Here is a 16,581-nt window from a genome sequence, read left to right on the forward strand (position 1 = left end):
CCTCTCTACACCATGTACGTCATAATTGATCGAGGGATATCCCCGATATGTTCCACCTTATCCACTAACTTTGTAGCGATTGCCGATTTCGGCATCCCGAACACAATACAAGTCTCCCTTGATTCTGCAATAGCTTTCACTTCGCCTTGCTTTTTTAGCTCTATCAGTCCTTCCGAACCATCCGAACCCATCCCGGTCAAAACCACAGCTATTTTGGCATAATGTCGAATCAGGCTTGCGGACTCAAACAAGATGTCAACCGAAGGTCTATGACCATTTCTCGGTTCCACTTTCGAAAGCTCAATCGATAATTGACCGCCCGTTTCTACCACCTTTGTATGTACACCACCCGGGGCAATATAGGCCGTTCCTTTTGCGAGGATTTCACCGTGTTCGGCTTCCTTCACATGTATCGACGCTTGACCATCCAACCGGTTGGCGAGTGATCTTGTAAAGCCCGGGGGCATATGCTGAACGACAACGATTGGTGCATCCAGCTGACGGGGTAACCCTGTTAATACATTTTGTAAGGCACGGGGGCCACCCGTCGATGTTCCGATCAGAATCATCTTAGGGGAACCCACACCCCATGTACGATCAATCGGTAATGTTCCTGTCATTTCAAGTGAGCCCATTCCAGGGTCATTTGCTGTTTCCCTCTGTAACGTCCTGGTTATTTTCGTCACATTCACCTTGCTTGCAGCCACTACTTTTTCAATCATTTCATCTTGAATCTTATGAAGATCCAATGAAATGGTCCCAGATGGTTTCGCAACGAAATCAACAGCTCCAAGCTCCATGGCCTTAACGGTCTCATCTGCTCCGTCAATGGTAGTGGAAGAAAGCATGACGACAGGGACAGGACACTCTTCCATAATTTTCCTTAACGCATCTATCCCATTCATCTTTGGCATTTCTACATCAAGGGTTACGACATCGGGTCGAAGTCTCTTAATCTTAGCTATCGCGTCTTCTCCATTCCTTGCAATCCCTATCACTTCTAGCTGTTTGGTGCTCGTTAAAAATTCACTGATAAGTTTCCTCATAAATGCTGAATCATCTACAACTAGAACCTTTTTCATTCAGGGCTTTTACCTCCCAAAAAATAATTTTCGAATTGACCTTACAAACCCTGTCCCTTTACGTTCTCTTGACTCCCTCGTACCTGTCAGGCGATGCACCATCGTATGCAGACTCAGTGTCATGGCTGATGCAGGATACCCCACAACGATCGGCGTTTGGTGAACGACGGCCTTCCTGACAGTTGAATCCTCTGGAAGCACACCCAGGGATACGATTTCCTTGTGAAGGAACTTCCTCATTGTTTCTTGTAATCTAGTAATGGTTTGAAGTCCTTCATTCTTGAATTCCGCCCGATTACATAACAGATAGAAGGGTTTCTCCCCGTCCTTCATGTAGATGTATTTCATCATAGAATAGGCATCGGTAATGGAGGTCGGTTCTGGAGTCGTGACAACGATGATTTCATCCATGGCGAGGAGAAATTCAAGTGTTTCCTTCGTGGCACCTGCCCCCATATCGAATAGAATATAATCATACTTATGAATCGCATATTCCATTACTTCGAAAAAGCGTTCCATCTGACTTTCTTTCCACTCCACAATATCCTTTAGGCCATTACCCCCACTTATGTAAGAGATACCATGAATATTTTCACATATAATTGTGTCGATATCTAGTTCTTTTTCCTCAATATAATCCATGATGGAGTATGAATGATGGCTTCCAAGTAAAATATGAATGTTTCCCATCCCTATATCCATATCAAATAATAGTACCTTCTTATTCTCTTTACCAAGGAGGATGGAGAGGTTTGTAGATATATTCGATTTACCGACCCCTCCCTTTCCACTTACGATCGCAATCGTTTTAGCAGGTTCAGAACCCGTGTGGAGCATTTTTCTCCTCAGGTTATATGCTTGATCTTTCATAGCTGAATCCTTTCATGAGCATACTTACGATCTCATCCTCTTTCACCTCGGTAATATCCTCGGGGACATCCTGACCATTCGTTACGTAGGCTGCACCGATCTTTACCTCAGACATCATATTGATCATGCTGCCGTAGCTTGATGTCTCGTCTGATTTCGTAAAAATGAAACGGTCAATATCAATAGAAGAAAATTGAGAAATGATTTCCCTCATATCCCGCTCTTTACTTGTTAATGACAGAACCAGGTAGGTTTCCATTTGATGATCGAAATCGATGATCTTTTGCAAATCCTCTACATATTTTCTTTCCCTGAAGTTACGACCAGCTGTATCAATGAATACATGATCGTAGTCCACGAACTTGTCGATTGCTTTTTTGAAGTCCTCCATTTTATAGACCACTTCAACAGGGACGTTCAGGAGGCCCGCATAGGTTTTCAATTGTTCGATCGCCGCAATCCGGTAGGTGTCCGTGGTGATAAAAGCTATTTTCATGCGTTTCTCTATCACAGCTTCAGCGGCCATTTTGGCAAGAGTCGTCGTTTTACCCACACCCGTAGGGCCAATGACATTGATATATTTCCGTTTATAACTTATGCCACCAAAGGCAATTTCTTTTAAAAAGTGGTGAAAAAAGCGTTTCACTTCTTTGTGAGCCCATTCATCCTTATTGACTGGTTGAATCGATTCATTTTTGATACTCTCTTCCATCGCATCACCCAATTGAAACAGAGCAGCGTCACTAACGTCCTGGTTCTTAAGATGGAGTAGAATTTCCTTTACATCATCACTGAATTTTTCAAATTGGTTCCTGGAATTCATAGAAGAAATCATTTGCTTTAATTCCTTTATTTCTGTTTCTACCAATCGATTGGAATTATATTCAGTCTTCTTTTCTCTTACCAAGGCTGGTTGAATGACCGGTGGTGAAGCTTGCATCGTTTTCACCCGGCTGATTTCCAGCTTTTCATTTTCAACCTCCGGGTCAATGGCTGCGATGACTTGAATCATTTTTTTCTTGAACAATCCAATAAAGCCTCCTGTGTATGAGACTTTGGAATTTAGAATGACTGCATCTTCACCCAGTTCTGCCCTAACCTTCTTCATTGCTTCATTCATGGATGGAGCCGTGTACTTCTTTACTTTCATCCTATATTCACCACCCCTAAACTTTGTACTTCTACATTTGCTTCTAATTCGTTATACGAAATGATTGGTACCTGTGGAAAATATCTTTCCGTTAACTGTCTTACATACATTCTCACTGCAGGAGAACACAGAATGACGGGGGATTCCTCCATAAGGGATAGCTGTTCCACTTGTGAGGCGACAGCTTCCAGAATGCCCTGGGAATCATTGGGATCCATGGATAAATAGTTGCCGTGCTCTGTCTGCTGAATGGCATCGGCAATCATTTTCTCCACCTTGCCGCTCATGGTGACCACTTTCAAGGAAGTGTCCCCTTGAACATATTGATTGGTGATTTGCCTGGCTAGTGACTGTCTTACATACTCTGCTAACAAATCTGTATCCGAACTCATCTTCCCGTAGTCGGCAAGTGTTTCGAAGATGATCGGTAGATTCCGGATGGATACATTTTCTTTTAATAGTTTGGCGAGTACCTTTTGTACTTCTCCGACGGTCAATGGATTCGGTGTCACTTCCTCCACGAGTATCGGATAGGATTCCTGCAGATGATCGATGAGCTGCTTCGTTTCCTGCCTGCCAAGAAGTTCGTGTGCATTATTCTTAATCATCTCCGTAATGTGGGTTGACACCACAGAAGGGGGATCTACCACGGTATACCCGAATATCTCTGCCTGCTCCTTCATATCTTCTGCTATCCATTTAGCGGGAAGGCCGAAAGACGGCTCAATCGTATCGATTCCTTCAATGGAGTCATCTTCCACCCCTGGACTCATGGCCAGATAATGATCTAAGAGAAGTTCCCCACGAGCCATTTCATTTCCTTTGATCTTCAACCGATATTCGTTCGGCTGAAGCTGGATATTATCCCGGATCCTGACAACGGGGATGACCAGGCCAAGCTCGATGGCCAATTGTCGTCTGATCATCACGATCCTGTCAAGAAGGTCTCCCCCCTGGTTTGTATCTGCAAGTGGAATCAATCCATATCCGAACTCAAATTCAATCGGATCGACATTAAGAAGATTTACGACGCTTTCAGGACTCTTCATTTCATCCTGCTCCACCTCTTCCTCCATTTCAAGGATGTCCGTTTCACTTTCTTTAGGTGTCCTTGACAACATATAACCACCGATCCCGAGGAGGGCCGCTACCGGTATCGTCAGAATATCGTTGATTGGCGTGGCTACGCCCAGCATGAAAATAGTGAATCCGGATACATAGAGCATGACAGGATATGCCAGAAGCTGATTCATGATATCCTGCCCCAGATTTCCTTCAGACGCAGCCCTCGTCACGACGATACCTGTTGCTGTCGATATTAACAGGGCCGGGATTTGACTGACGATCCCGTCGCCGACAGTCAGAAGTGAGTACCGGGTTGCTGCCTCTGCGATAGGGAGCCCTTGTTGGGTCATTCCGATGATGATACCAAATATCAGGTTGATCAAGACGATGACGATCCCGGCGATGGCATCACCCTTTACAAATTTGGATGCTCCGTCCATCGCTCCATAGAAATCCGCTTCTCTTCCTACTTTTTCACGGCGGTTTCTTGCATCGTGTTCTGAGATCATCCCGGCATTTAAATCAGCATCGATACTCATTTGTTTCCCGGGCATGGCATCGAGTGTAAAGCGCGCGGCAACTTCAGATACCCGCTCAGAACCCTTCGTGATGACAATAAATTGTATGACGATCAATATGATGAATACAACAAGTCCAACAAGGATATTCCCACCTACAACGAATGTTCCAAAGGTTTCCACAACGTCCCCCGCTTCACCCTTACTAAGGATCGATCTCGTTGTGGAAACATTTAGACCCAATCTGAAAAGCGTCAATAATAATAATAGGGAAGGAAATATAGAAAACTGTAATGGTTCATTCATATTCATGGAAATTAGGAGGACAAGTAATGCAAGTGAAATATTCATGATGATCAATAAGCTCAATAACCAGGATGGGAATGGAATAATAAGCATGGCAACGATTAGTATGACACTGGCTAAAACGGATAAATCTCTTGCTGACATTGTTTCTCTCCTAACTGCTTACATCTGGTTTTTGATTCGGTAAACATAAGCTAAAATTTCTGCTATTGCTTTGAAAAATTCTTCAGGTACGGCATCGCCGATTTCTGCCGAGTCGTAGAGCGAACGGGCCAGTGGCCGGTTCTCCACCATGACGACGTCATTTTCGCCTGCGATGTATTTTATTTTCTGTGCCAGGTAATCAACACCCTTTGCCACGACATACGGGGCATCCATTTTATCCTCATCATATTTAAGGGCAATGGCAAAGTGAGTAGGATTGGTGATCACCACATCTGCTTCTGGTACTTCCTGCATCATGCGCCGCATGGCCATCTCCCGCTGTCTTTGCTTAATCTTAGACTTGATGAGGGGGTCACCTTCAACGTTTTTATGTTCGTCTTTCAGGTCCTGTTTTGACATCCGTATGTTCTTCTCAAAATCGTATTTCTGATAAAGAAAATCAAAAAGAGATAAGAATAATAACGCAAGGGAGGCTGCAATCCCCATCTGAATCGTCAGACTTGCCATGGTCGTCAAGGAATCTCCCACCGATTTAAATGACAGACTCAACACCCGGTCGATATTCATCCATAGAACGACAAAGGTAATGGCCCCTACAAATGAAATTTTTAGGATGGATTTTAATAATTCGACAATGGCACGCATGGAAAAAATCCGCTTAAACCCTTTGATGGGATCGATCTTCTCCAGTTTAGGCTGTAAGGGCTCTGTCGTGAACATCACGCCCACTTGTATATAATTGGAGATCAAGCCGGCAACGAGGGCGACGAGCATGATCGGACCAAGGAGCAGGGCAATTTCCTTCATCAAGTCCATGGTGATGACTTGAACGGTATTTTCAGTAAGATCCATGAGCATGTATTCCTGAAACGTTTGATGAAACAAATCAAACACGATGTCCCCTATATAGGAAGCACTGAAGGTCAGAAATAAAAAGACAGCCAGCAGAATGATGGCCGTATTGACATCCTGACTTTTCGCTGTTTGACCTTTTTTTCTGGCGTCATCCCTTTTTTTCGGGGTTGCTTTCTCTGTCTTTTCCCCACTGAAATACTGTAGGTCTAATGATAGCCACTGCAATTTAGGTGCCTCCAATAATTTTCATTAAATCCCTCATGGTTACAAACATCATTTCAAACAATTTCTGCATGACCGTAAATGTAACCCCCATGACTATGAATAATACAATAAAGGCTACCCCGATTTTTATGGGAAACCCCACCACAAAGATATTCAACTGGGGTACGGTCCGCGCTACGATTCCTAATGCCACATCTACAAGGAAAAGAGTCGCAACGACAGGGATGGACATCTGAAATGCGATGATGAACATGGAATTAAAGGATGTAATAACGTAATCGATTAAGTTCTCATTTCCAAAAGGAATCCAGGGAGAATCAATCGGAATCAATTGATAGCTGTAAAAAATCCCATCGAGCAGTAAATGATGACCATTAAGGGCGAGTAATAATAATAGGGCGAATGTATACAAATATTGTCCCGTCAAAGGACTTTGGGCTCCCGTTTGAGGATCGATCACGTTCGCAATGGCAAATCCCATTTGAAAATCAATGAAGCCCCCTGCTATTTGAATAGCCGTTACAATCATGTAGGCAACAAAACCGATCAAAAGACCGATCATGGCTTCTTTCATGATCAAAAGGAAGTATTGTCCGTTGATTTCAAATGCCTTTGAGTCGATTGTATAGTACATGACCCATGATAGGACCACTGAGAAGGCGATACGATGCTGTGCAGGTATATTTCGATATGAAAACAGCGGCATTGTGACAAAAAACGCCGAAACCCTCACAAAAACGAGTAGATATACCGATAGTATAGGTACAAGCTCTTCCATTCTACTACCCTACGAACCTTGTTAAATCTGAAAAAATCTGCGAAGTATATGTCACAAGCTTCGTTAACATCCAAGGCCCAAAGAATACGATGCCAATCAGCACGGCAACTATTTTCGGAATGAATGCAAGTGTCTGTTCTTGAATTTGGGTTGTCGCTTGAAAAATACTGACAATCAATCCGACAACCAGGGCCAATAGCAGCAATGGGCCTGACACCACGAGTGTAACGTAGATACCCCTCTCTGCTATGGCAATTACGGATTCAGCATTCATGGTAACTCACCTACTTAAAAACTTTGTAAAAGAGATTTTATTACTAAATACCATCCATCCACTAAAACAAATAGTAAAATTTTGAACGGCAATGAAATCATGACAGGTGGCAGCATCATCATCCCCATAGACATCAAGACACTTGCTACGACCATATCGATGACCAAAAATGGGATGAAAATCATAAACCCTATCTGAAAAGCCGTCTTGATCTCACTCAATGCGAAAGCCGGCACTAAGGATGTGAGAGGAATATCTTTCACTGATTCGGGACGATCGGCCCCTGAATATTCCAAAAACAATTCCAGATCCTTCTGTCTCGTCTGCTTACTCATAAATTCTTTAAAAGGAATCGAAGCTTTCGTGTATGCTTCTTCCAGATTGATCTCTTCGTTAAATAGAGGTGTCAACGCTTCATCATTCACCTCTTGGAATGTAGGAGCCATGATAAAGAAAGTAAGAAATAAAGAAAGTCCGATCAACACCTGATTCGGTGGCATTTGCTGAGTGGCAAGGGACGTACGGACGAAGGACAGGACGATCATGATCCGGGTAAAGGATGTCATTAATATCAGGATACTGGGTGCAAGGGATAAGACGGTAAATAGTAACAGCAGTTTTACACTGGTCGACACATCATCCGCTGAGCTACTATTGAAAAACTCCATGAATTCATTCATCTGACTGTTTCCCCTTATTCTTTAACTCCTCGAGCATCTTCTTCCTACCCTTGTTCATTTCCTCAAGCTGTGATTTCAACTGAGCTTGAAAGGACCTTTCCGTCTTATTCGGCGAAGATCCCTTGACTCTGTTCATCAAACTTGAAACGGCAGATTTAGTATCGGGAAATTGGGATTCTTCATAATAGGAAAGAATCTCTTCTTTTTCCTTTTCATCCCTTACCTCTTTCAATAGCTGAATATCTTCGCCCACACCCAGGACCAATACCTGTTTGCCTACCTTTACGATCTGTACTGAACGGTTCCCCCCAAGTGGGGTCCCGCCTAAATGATTGATCAATTTTGTTTGTTGAAATGATCTTCCTTTTTGATTAATGAACTTTAATAAAAAATATATGAGTGCCACTACAAAGATAAGGGCAACGATCATCTTGAGGTAATCTAAAAACGTAACGGAAGTGGACAGTCCTGATTCAGAACCTTCCACTTCATTCGTTTGCTGCCCCTCACATGTATCAGGATGCTCAATGCAGTCTTTCACATTATTCACTTCAGCAAATGCTTTCATATCCCCGGCGGCTGCCGTGAAGATGAAAAGCAATATTGCAAATAGAATTTGAAACTTTTTCAACACATGCACCTTCTTATTAACTGTTAGCTTAACGCTTTCTGGATTGCTTCGATTACACGATCAGCCTGGAACGGCTTGACGATAAAATCCTTCGCACCTGCTTGGATCGCATCGATGACCATTGCTTGTTGGCCCATGGCAGAACACATGATGATTTTCGCAGAGGCATCAATCGACTTGATTTCCTTCAAGGCAGCTATCCCATCTTTTTCAGGCATGGTAATATCCATCGTCACAAGATCGGGTTTTAACTCCTTATATTTATCCACAGCCTGACTTCCATCTGCTGCTTCCCCTACTACGTCAAATCCATTTTTCGTTAAAATATCTTTAATCATCATTCTCATAAAGGCTGCATCATCTACAATTAAAATCTTATTCGCCATTACCCTCATCCTCCATTATCTCTAATAATAATCTTCTATTATTTTAGTTTTTTAATCCGATCACTCTGACTAACAATGTCGGTGATCCTGACACCGAAGTTCTCATCGATGACAACCACTTCCCCTTTGGCCATCAACTGGCTGTTCACAAGGATATCGACCGGCTCTCCCGCTAACTTATCAAGTTCGATGATCGAACCTGACGATAATTCAAGGATGTCTCTGACTGAACGATTTGTTCTTCCGAGCTCCACCGTTACTTGTAGTGGAATATCCAATAGCATATTTAAATTTTTACTTTCCTGCTGTCCCAGTGCGGCAGGCTCGAAACTGCTGAATGTAGCCGGTTGTACATGAACGGGTTCAGTCTGTCCGCTTTGTCCCCCAAGATGCTGAGGGTGAGACTGGTGAGGCGCGTTCGTACTTTCAGGGATCCCACTATATACCGGTTCAGGAACGGCACCCGGTGTTTCCACCATACTCGGCGCAGATGTTGCCGCCACTTCCTCTGTGGCACCGCCATTCATCAATTCATCCACTAAGCTTCTGGCAAAGGATAGCGGAAGGAGCTGCATGATATTAGAATCAATCAGATCTCCAATTTTCAACGAAAATGATACTTTAACAAGCAGGTCTTGATCCGGAAGATTGTCTTCCCCTTCTCCCTGGGGAATGTACATGAGATCAATGGATGGAGGTGAAATATCCACTTTCTTACTGAATACAGTCGACATGGATGTAGCAGCAGAACCCATCATCTGATTCATGGCCTCCTGTACAGCGCTGAGCTGAATTTCCCCGAGATCCCCGGATGGGTTTCTTCCATCCCCACCAAGCATCAAGTCGGCAATGATGGATGCATCCGATTGTTTGATCACGAGCAAATTCACACCGGAGAACCCTTCGGTATACTGAACCTGAATGGCTACATAAGGATGAGGAAACTCCTCTTCTAAATAGTTCTTATCGATGATGGTAACTTTAGGTGTCGTAATTTCCACCTTCTGATTTAATAAGGTGGAAAGTGCTGTTGCAGAACTTCCAAACGAAATGTTCCCGATTTCTCCCAAAGCATCTTCTTCGATGGAACTGATATAATCACTCATCTTAATCTCTTTGCGGTCTTCTACTTTCTCTTCAGGCTCTGCAGAACCACGGAGTAACGCATCTATTTCATCTTGCGATAACATATCACTCATCTTCGTCGTCTCCCCCTTTCAACGAATCTAAAATTTGCACGGCCATTTTTTTATTTGATTTACCAGGCTGTGCAGTGAATTTAGGAATCTCACCTATTTTAATAGTTAATGGATCATCGATTCGTGTGTTCATTTCAATGACATCACCAATCGAAAGCATAAGGAATTCCTCTATGGTGATGTCTGATTGTCCCAATTCTGCTACGATCGGAACTTGTGCCCTCTTGATTCTTCTCTCCAGCTGAGCGGTTTCTTCAGGGTTGCTTTCTTTCCGCTTTGATTCCATCCAATAACTGCCGGATAGTTTCGGAAGGATCGGTTCCAATACAACGTGAGGAATGCAAATATTGATCATTCCACTGGTCTCACCGATCGTTGTATTCAAGGAAATGACCACTACGGTTTCATTGGGAGAGACCATTTGCAGAAATTGTGGATTCACTTCAAATTCAGCGAACATTGGATCGACGTCCACCACTGTGCTCCAGGCTTCCCTCAGATTTTCAAACGCCTTTTCAAATAGTTGACTCATGATTCTCGTTTCTATTTCCGTCAGACTCTCCACTTTATTGACACTGACCCCTCTGCCCCCCATGACCCGATCCATCATCGAATAAGCAATATTCGGGTTGATTTCCATGAGGATCCTACCATCCAAAGGCGGCAGTTCATATACGTTCAAAATCGTCATTTTCGGTACGGAACGAATAAATTCCTCATAAGGGATCTGATCAGCAGAAGCAACGTTGATTTGAACGTACGTTCTTAGCTGGGCTGAGAAATAGGTCGTTAAAATCCTTGCGAAATTCTCATGAATCCTCGTTAAGCTTCTGATCTGATCTTTTGAAAAGCGCAGGGCTCTCTTAAAGTCATATACTTTGACTTTCTTCTCTTCTTCTTCTTTCTTGAAATCATCCGCACTCATCTCCCCGGTATTGAGGGCAGATAACAGAGCATCAATTTCACTTTGTGACAATATTTCACTAGCCATCCCTTCACCTCCAAACCTTTCAGGCTTATTTATTGAATCATCATAGAGGTGATATATACTCTTTCTACCGCGCCTTCCTGCATAAGGGAGTTCACTTTGTCTTTAACCTTTGTCTCGACCAACTCTTTCCCTTTTTTTCCTTGCAGTTCTTCTGCTTTCAATTCTGAAAGCTCTTCTATGATGATATTATTCACTTGAAAATCCCTTTTCGCCAATTCTTTCTTCGCTTTCTTACTATCCGTTTGAATTTTAAATGAGATACGAATAAAGTCGTTGCTCAATAAATTCGTGGTCATTTCAGGTATGTCCACCGAGTTTTCAATCACTTCTTCAATGGAGGGACCTTTCGCTTCCTCATCCCCGGAAAACTTCAGCAATACCACCAGTGCTATGACACCAACGAGGGTAATGGTCACCAATGAAATCATCATGATGGTCATCGTTTTACTCTTCAATTTGTACTACCTCCCTCCTGGGGCAGATGAAGCAGATTCACTTTTTGAAAAAAGGTAAGTGAGCGGGAATTGACCTCATCCACTGATTCTTTCACAACATACCTTCTACCATTTGTTAATAGAATGGTAGTATCGGGAAATGCTTCGACTGTTTCTATGTATAGGGCATTCAACGTAAACGTTTTACCATTCAGCCTGGTCAATGTAATCATTCATTTATTGGGAGTGACTGATCTCCTCAGCCACTCCCTTCCTCCCTTTCAAGGAATTAACGTTTCAAGTTTACAAGTTCCTGCAGGATTTCATCTGACGTTGTGATGATCCGTGTGTTTGCCTGGAATCCACGCTGAGCTGTAATCATCTCGGTGAATTCTTCTGAGAGGTCTACATTGGACATTTCAAGTGCTCCGGATTGAAGGGAACCTCTGCCATCCCCCGCTACACCCTGATTGGGAAGACCTGAGTTGTTCGATGCCTGGAACAGATTACTCCCGGCTTTCGTCAACCCTCCTGGATTGGAAAAAGTGGCAAGGGCTAGTTGACTCAACACTCTCACTTCACCATTTGAAAACACTCCATTTACTTCACCTGAAGAACCGATATTAAAGCTTTCTAGATACCCTTCTGAGTTTCCGTCAACTGTATCCACATTGGCAGAGGAAGAGCTGTCGAATTGTGTGATTTTGGAAAAATCAAGATCGATTGTTTGTATTTTTTTACCACCAGTTTGGTTATCTAGGGTTATAGGAAAAGGCATTTGAGAAGTTAATTTTCCTTCTGCGTCGAAATTTAAAGAAGTCGTTTGCCCTGCAGACAATGTAACATCATTTGTAAGACTGGAAATTGTAACTCCCCATGTATTTTGAGCTGTTTTATTCATTAATAACTTAATACTAATATCCTTACCTAGTGAATCCTTCACTTTGGTTTCTAGCTCAACTTCTGTGCCTATTGGTGCACTTGACTTCAAATTCCCATTATAAGTAGCCTTACTTGTAGCCTGTGGAGCCATGGTCGTATTCGTATCAATCTTTATATCCGTAGCGCCGCTTTTATTGACCAATCCGGCAGCATCAACCGGGTACCCTTGAACTAAATTCCCCTGACCCGTCACGAGATTTCCGTTAGAATCCAGGTAAAAGTTGCCGGCGCGCGTGAACATTTCATTATTTCCTTGTCTCACTACGAAGTAACCATCCCCTGATATAGCGACATCCAATGAGCGTCCGGTAGTTTGAAGACTTCCCTGTGTCTGGATTGTATCGATGGATGATAATGACGATCCAAGTCCTACTTGCTTTGCGTTCTGACCTCCCCGGTTGTCTGTTGCCCTGCTGGCACCGGACACGGTTTGGTTCATGAGATCCTGGAACGTGACACGGCCTTTTTTATATCCGTACGTATTCACATTGGCGATATTATTACCGATTACATCTAATTTGGTTTGAAAGTTTTTCATTCCACTTATACCTGAATACATTGAACGTAGCATGAATGTTTTCCCCTTTCGTATGTGCTGCTTCAGTCATTCCACAGCAGGTAGGCTTCCTTCTCGAGGTCCGGCCTATGAATCGATTAATATGGTTCCATTAATGTTGGTGAATATTTGAGAATTTGCCTCTTCACGGTCGAGTGCGGTGATCACCGTCTGGTTCTTTGCACTTACAATCAATGCGGCATCTTTCAGAATCACCAGTGAGTCCTGTACACCTTTATTCTTCGCTTCTTTCACTTTCTCCCCTATCTTTTCCCACGTTTCAGAAGGAATCGAGATTCCTCTTTGCTCCATCCTTCTTTTTGCATGTTTGCTGATTTCCATTGGAGGGACACCCTGGATCGCCTTATCCAATTGAGTCGCAAAAGATGTAGAAGAGCGGGCAGATCGATTGACTGCTTTACTATGATAATTAGACGTGATAGGTTGCGGTGAGCGGTGAAAGAACGTTTTTTCCATAAAACCACTCCCTACGATTCAATTTTCAACAATGCATTACTGGCGATTTTTTCACCTGAATCGGTATGAATCCATATTTGCGAATCCTTCTTCGAAACGGATTGAACCACTGCGCTCAGTTCCCCGTCTTCCCCACTCCATGTCACTTTCTTGCCTATTAGCAGGGATGCGCTTACGAGAGATGACTCTCCGCTTCCTGAAGAATTGACTTGAGAAATATTCCCCGGATTCAAGATCGTTCCATCTTCCATGATGAATTCAACCGAATCACCTTTAAAACGGACACCCTTCACGAGTCCTTGTCCTTCCTGAATTTCAGGTACCTCATCTGATTCAGATTCAATCACCTTATGCCAGGTCACTTCTTTCCCTACAAATTGATTATAAGAAATCAATTGTGTCTGACTTTGATTATCCACGAACTTCTCCATCGTCTGGGTAAGGTTGGTCATTTGCTCCAGGGAAGAAAATGTCGCCATTTGTGCGATGAAGTCCTTGTCCTGCATGGGATTCATCGGATCTTGATTTTGCAATTGAGTCATGAGGATTTTAAGGAAATCATCTTTCCCTAAAATATCGCCCCCTGATTCTCGCTTAGTCTGAACAGTGGAATATAGTAAACTGGGATCTATTTTCGTCATGTCATCACCTATATTTCAGTATTTACTAGATAATCTTTAAAGGATTGACTCTCCTCTTCACGGGTCGACCCATGTTGTTCGGATTGTTGCTGTTTATGCTCGCGGGACTGCTGACCGGATTGTCCTTTATGCTGACGCTCAGTTTCCGTGAACGCCTGTGATATTTCAATCTTCTCAACGTTCAGGTTCTGGGCATTGAAAGCATGTTTCAATCCATGAATCTGTGAATCCAGCATTTCTTTCGCACCTGTGGTGGAAGCAAGGATTTTCGCTGTCATGACCCCATTCTGCTGCAACAATTCAATTCTTAATGAACCCAGTTGTTCTGGATATAGTTTAATTAAGAGCTTACTCATATTTGGTTGGGATATCATATTTGATTTACCCAGGATGTTCTGAAATTCTTTAACAAATTGCTCATATTTAAGGGAGCGGCCGGTCGATGATAGATTCATTGAAAAGGTTTCAGCCTTAGGCAGAACAAAGTGAAGATTGGTTCCCTGTACCGGTTGCATTCCTTTCTTTTCGACCGTGGAGCCATGCATATCAGAATTCTGATCAATCGTTTCTTCAGGTACCAGGCGCGTATAAGCTTCTTTCAGAATCCTTGACCAGTCACCTGCCGCTTGTGCAAGTTTTGGTATGGTACCCTCTATCCCGGATTGAATATTCTTCACCACTTCTTTTAACTCAGCTGCTTTCGAGGCATCTGTGACATGCATATCACGGTTACGGGCAAAAAGGTCTAAAACCTTTGCCAATTTGACGGCGCTATCTATTTGACCCTGGCCATTTAATTCTTTCAATAAATTTTCTGCAGAAGACTTTGCGGCGTTGGTATCCTTTGTAAGAGCGGACTGTAATAGTTGAAGATTCCCAAGAAGGTCTTCATAAACATCCTCAACCTGCTCCGGATCGACAGGTGCACCCGTTCCGAACATGACTGACTTAAATTCCGAAAAAAGTGTTGTGATTCCATCAATACTTACGCCAAGAATGTCTGCAATCTCATTAACATTAAGTTCTTTCACTTTTGATAGTTGATCCAACTGCTCTTGTGTGAGGCCTAGATCCTCGAGTTTATCAGCTGAAAGGACCGCTTCAAGATTTTCGAGAAATGACAGGGCACCCACTGATTTGACTTCTTTCATCTCACTGCTTTGGTTGGCGACAAACCCCAAAAGGTGCTGTGAAAAGCCAACTTCGCTTTTGGGAAGATTCGATTCCTTATATACAGGTGATGAAGTGTTTAGCCTTTGTGTAGGGATTCCGATTTCCATTCTTTCACCTCCTTTAGAGAAACAATACTGATCATTCCTCCGCTGATAGAAGACTTGTGTATCTTGCAGCGTCTTTTGGCGGCATCTTTTCTAAAATGTCTGCCAGCGTATCTGGCTTTATAGTTGAAAGGATCTTCATCGCCTCTTCATCTTCCATGTTCATAAGAACCGGAGCGGCGCTTTTCGCAGACATCGCTTCAAAGGTACTGACTACCTCCTTAAAAGCCCGCTTGTTGTCTTCACCAATCTGCCTTAATTCATTCATTTCCTCATTCTGCTGCTGGATGGTTGCCTGAAGTTGCTCATTATCACTGTCTTTTTTATCCATTTCATTTTGAAGCTGGGCAATCTTGGCTTCTTGATCTTCCATCGAAGCGTTTAATGAAATGATCCTCTCCTGTAATTGTTTCCTGTCCTCTCCATCATCTGAAGGGACGACCTTTGCCAAAAAAGGAATTTCCGATCCCAGTGATTGCGCTTTTTCAAAGATATTGATTCCTGCAAACGTCATGATGACCAAAGCGAAGGTGATAGCAAACAAGAGAGGAATGACGATGATGAAGATGAATCTTTGAAAACGATTGTGCGAATCTTTCTTTTCCTCTTCGATTACCTTTGCCATGAAATCACCTAACTCCCCGTTTCAAATATTGAACAACTGACACTTCGTCTAACTGCTTACTTTCCATCGATTGGATGTTTTGAAGAAACCGCTCTAAATCCTTTTCCTTCATCTTTTCATACTTTTTTACTTCTACATTCATATCCACCAGCTTTTCTTCATACCAATTCATCCGATTCCTAGCTTGGATCACGAGATCCTGATAATAAGTGATGGTCTTTTCAAGGTTGGTGATAAACTGTTGATGATGACGGATATCCTGGACAGATAAGCCTCCCTGTAATTTACTCTCCTGGTGGAGCTCCAAGGTTTCTTTCTTTTTCAAACATTCGTATAGCTTACCCGCAACGGTTTCAAACTTCTCGATGGAACCCCTGTACATCTCCTGGACTTCATCTTTTTCTTTTTCTTTCAATGTTAAGATTCGTTGGAATTTATACTGATAACTCATTCG

At 42.9% G+C, this 16,581-nt stretch carries 20 protein-coding genes; all 20 read right to left on the minus strand.

The features are described from left to right. Positions 1–5: 5 nt before the first annotated feature. The 20 genes from ATG71_RS17380 to fliJ all read right to left on the minus strand — a co-directional run bounded on the left by ATG71_RS17380 (position 6) and on the right by fliJ (position 16,578). Positions 6–1,082 (minus strand): protein-glutamate methylesterase/protein-glutamine glutaminase, encoded by a 1,077-nt coding sequence (locus ATG71_RS17380; RefSeq protein WP_098440760.1) that lies wholly within the window; start codon positions 1,080–1,082, stop codon positions 6–8. Positions 1,083–1,091: 9 nt separating this feature from the next. Beyond that, the gene (locus tag ATG71_RS17385) at positions 1,092–1,952 is read right to left on the minus strand and encodes a MinD/ParA family protein (protein WP_098440761.1); all 861 of its coding nucleotides are present in this window, start codon (positions 1,950–1,952) and stop codon (positions 1,092–1,094) included. Then, positions 1,933–3,102 carry a flagellar biosynthesis GTPase FlhF gene (gene flhF / locus ATG71_RS17390; protein ID WP_098440762.1) on the minus strand — a complete coding sequence of 390 codons (1,170 nt, stop codon included), beginning with the start codon at positions 3,100–3,102 and terminating at the stop codon, positions 1,933–1,935. The genes ATG71_RS17385 and flhF overlap by 20 nt, the downstream gene beginning before the upstream one ends. Further along, a complete protein-coding gene (gene flhA, locus ATG71_RS17395; RefSeq protein ID WP_098440763.1) occupies positions 3,099–5,135 on the minus strand; it encodes a flagellar biosynthesis protein FlhA in 2,037 nt (678 codons plus the stop codon). The genes flhF and flhA overlap by 4 nt, the downstream gene beginning before the upstream one ends. An 18-nt stretch (positions 5,136–5,153) precedes the next feature. Further along, positions 5,154–6,236 carry a flagellar biosynthesis protein FlhB gene (gene flhB, locus ATG71_RS17400; RefSeq protein WP_098440764.1) on the minus strand — a complete coding sequence of 361 codons (1,083 nt, stop codon included), beginning with the start codon at positions 6,234–6,236 and terminating at the stop codon, positions 5,154–5,156. 1 nt (position 6,237) lies between these two features. After that, positions 6,238–7,014, minus strand: coding sequence for a flagellar biosynthetic protein FliR (fliR, locus tag ATG71_RS17405; RefSeq protein WP_098440765.1), 777 nt, complete (start codon positions 7,012–7,014; stop codon positions 6,238–6,240). Between the two features lie 4 nt (positions 7,015–7,018). After that, on the minus strand, positions 7,019–7,288 hold the full coding sequence (fliQ, locus tag ATG71_RS17410) for a flagellar biosynthesis protein FliQ (RefSeq protein ID WP_034760208.1): 270 nt from the start codon (positions 7,286–7,288) through the stop codon (positions 7,019–7,021). A 14-nt stretch (positions 7,289–7,302) separates the two neighbouring features. Next, positions 7,303–7,968 carry a flagellar type III secretion system pore protein FliP gene (gene fliP, locus ATG71_RS17415; RefSeq protein WP_034760209.1) on the minus strand — a complete coding sequence of 222 codons (666 nt, stop codon included), beginning with the start codon at positions 7,966–7,968 and terminating at the stop codon, positions 7,303–7,305. Beyond that, positions 7,961–8,599, minus strand: coding sequence for a flagellar biosynthetic protein FliO (locus ATG71_RS17420; protein ID WP_098440766.1), 639 nt, complete (start codon positions 8,597–8,599; stop codon positions 7,961–7,963). Before ATG71_RS17420 ends, fliP begins: the two co-directional genes overlap by 8 nt. A gap of 23 nt (positions 8,600–8,622) precedes the next feature. Beyond that, positions 8,623–8,985, minus strand: coding sequence for a response regulator (locus tag ATG71_RS17425; protein WP_034760212.1), 363 nt, complete (start codon positions 8,983–8,985; stop codon positions 8,623–8,625). Positions 8,986–9,023: 38 nt separating this feature from the next. Further along, positions 9,024–10,184 carry a flagellar motor switch phosphatase FliY gene (fliY, locus tag ATG71_RS17430; RefSeq protein ID WP_098440767.1) on the minus strand — a complete coding sequence of 387 codons (1,161 nt, stop codon included), beginning with the start codon at positions 10,182–10,184 and terminating at the stop codon, positions 9,024–9,026. Continuing rightward, positions 10,177–11,175, minus strand: a complete 999-nt coding sequence (fliM, locus tag ATG71_RS17435) for a flagellar motor switch protein FliM (RefSeq protein WP_098440768.1) — start codon at positions 11,173–11,175, stop codon at positions 10,177–10,179. The genes fliY and fliM overlap by 8 nt, the downstream gene beginning before the upstream one ends. Positions 11,176–11,204: 29 nt before the next feature. Beyond that, entirely contained in the window at positions 11,205–11,615 is a 411-nt protein-coding gene (fliL, locus tag ATG71_RS17440; RefSeq protein ID WP_098441889.1) for a flagellar basal body-associated protein FliL, read from the minus strand. An 11-nt stretch (positions 11,616–11,626) separates the two neighbouring features. Beyond that, positions 11,627–11,842, minus strand: a complete 216-nt coding sequence (locus ATG71_RS17445) for a flagellar FlbD family protein (protein ID WP_098440769.1) — start codon at positions 11,840–11,842, stop codon at positions 11,627–11,629. A gap of 56 nt (positions 11,843–11,898) precedes the next feature. Beyond that, positions 11,899–13,122 carry a flagellar hook protein FlgE gene (locus ATG71_RS17450; protein ID WP_098440770.1) on the minus strand — a complete coding sequence of 408 codons (1,224 nt, stop codon included), beginning with the start codon at positions 13,120–13,122 and terminating at the stop codon, positions 11,899–11,901. Positions 13,123–13,194: 72 nt separating this feature from the next. Continuing rightward, a complete protein-coding gene (locus tag ATG71_RS17455; protein ID WP_098440771.1) occupies positions 13,195–13,584 on the minus strand; it encodes a TIGR02530 family flagellar biosynthesis protein in 390 nt (129 codons plus the stop codon). An 11-nt stretch (positions 13,585–13,595) separates the two neighbouring features. After that, entirely contained in the window at positions 13,596–14,225 is a 630-nt protein-coding gene (gene flgD, locus ATG71_RS17460) for a flagellar hook assembly protein FlgD (RefSeq protein ID WP_098440772.1), read from the minus strand. Between the two features lie 8 nt (positions 14,226–14,233). Further along, on the minus strand, positions 14,234–15,505 hold the full coding sequence (locus tag ATG71_RS17465) for a flagellar hook-length control protein FliK (RefSeq protein WP_098440773.1): 1,272 nt from the start codon (positions 15,503–15,505) through the stop codon (positions 14,234–14,236). A 31-nt stretch (positions 15,506–15,536) separates the two neighbouring features. Beyond that, the gene (locus tag ATG71_RS17470; RefSeq protein WP_098440774.1) at positions 15,537–16,127 is read right to left on the minus strand and encodes a MotE family protein; all 591 of its coding nucleotides are present in this window, start codon (positions 16,125–16,127) and stop codon (positions 15,537–15,539) included. A gap of 4 nt (positions 16,128–16,131) precedes the next feature. Continuing rightward, on the minus strand, positions 16,132–16,578 hold the full coding sequence (gene fliJ / locus ATG71_RS17475) for a flagellar export protein FliJ (protein ID WP_098440775.1): 447 nt from the start codon (positions 16,576–16,578) through the stop codon (positions 16,132–16,134). Positions 16,579–16,581: the final 3 nt, after the last annotated feature.

Origin of the sequence: Bacillus sp. es.034 (assembly GCF_002563655.1) — a bacterium.
Taxonomy (GTDB): domain Bacteria; phylum Bacillota; class Bacilli; order Bacillales; family Bacillaceae_B; genus Rossellomorea.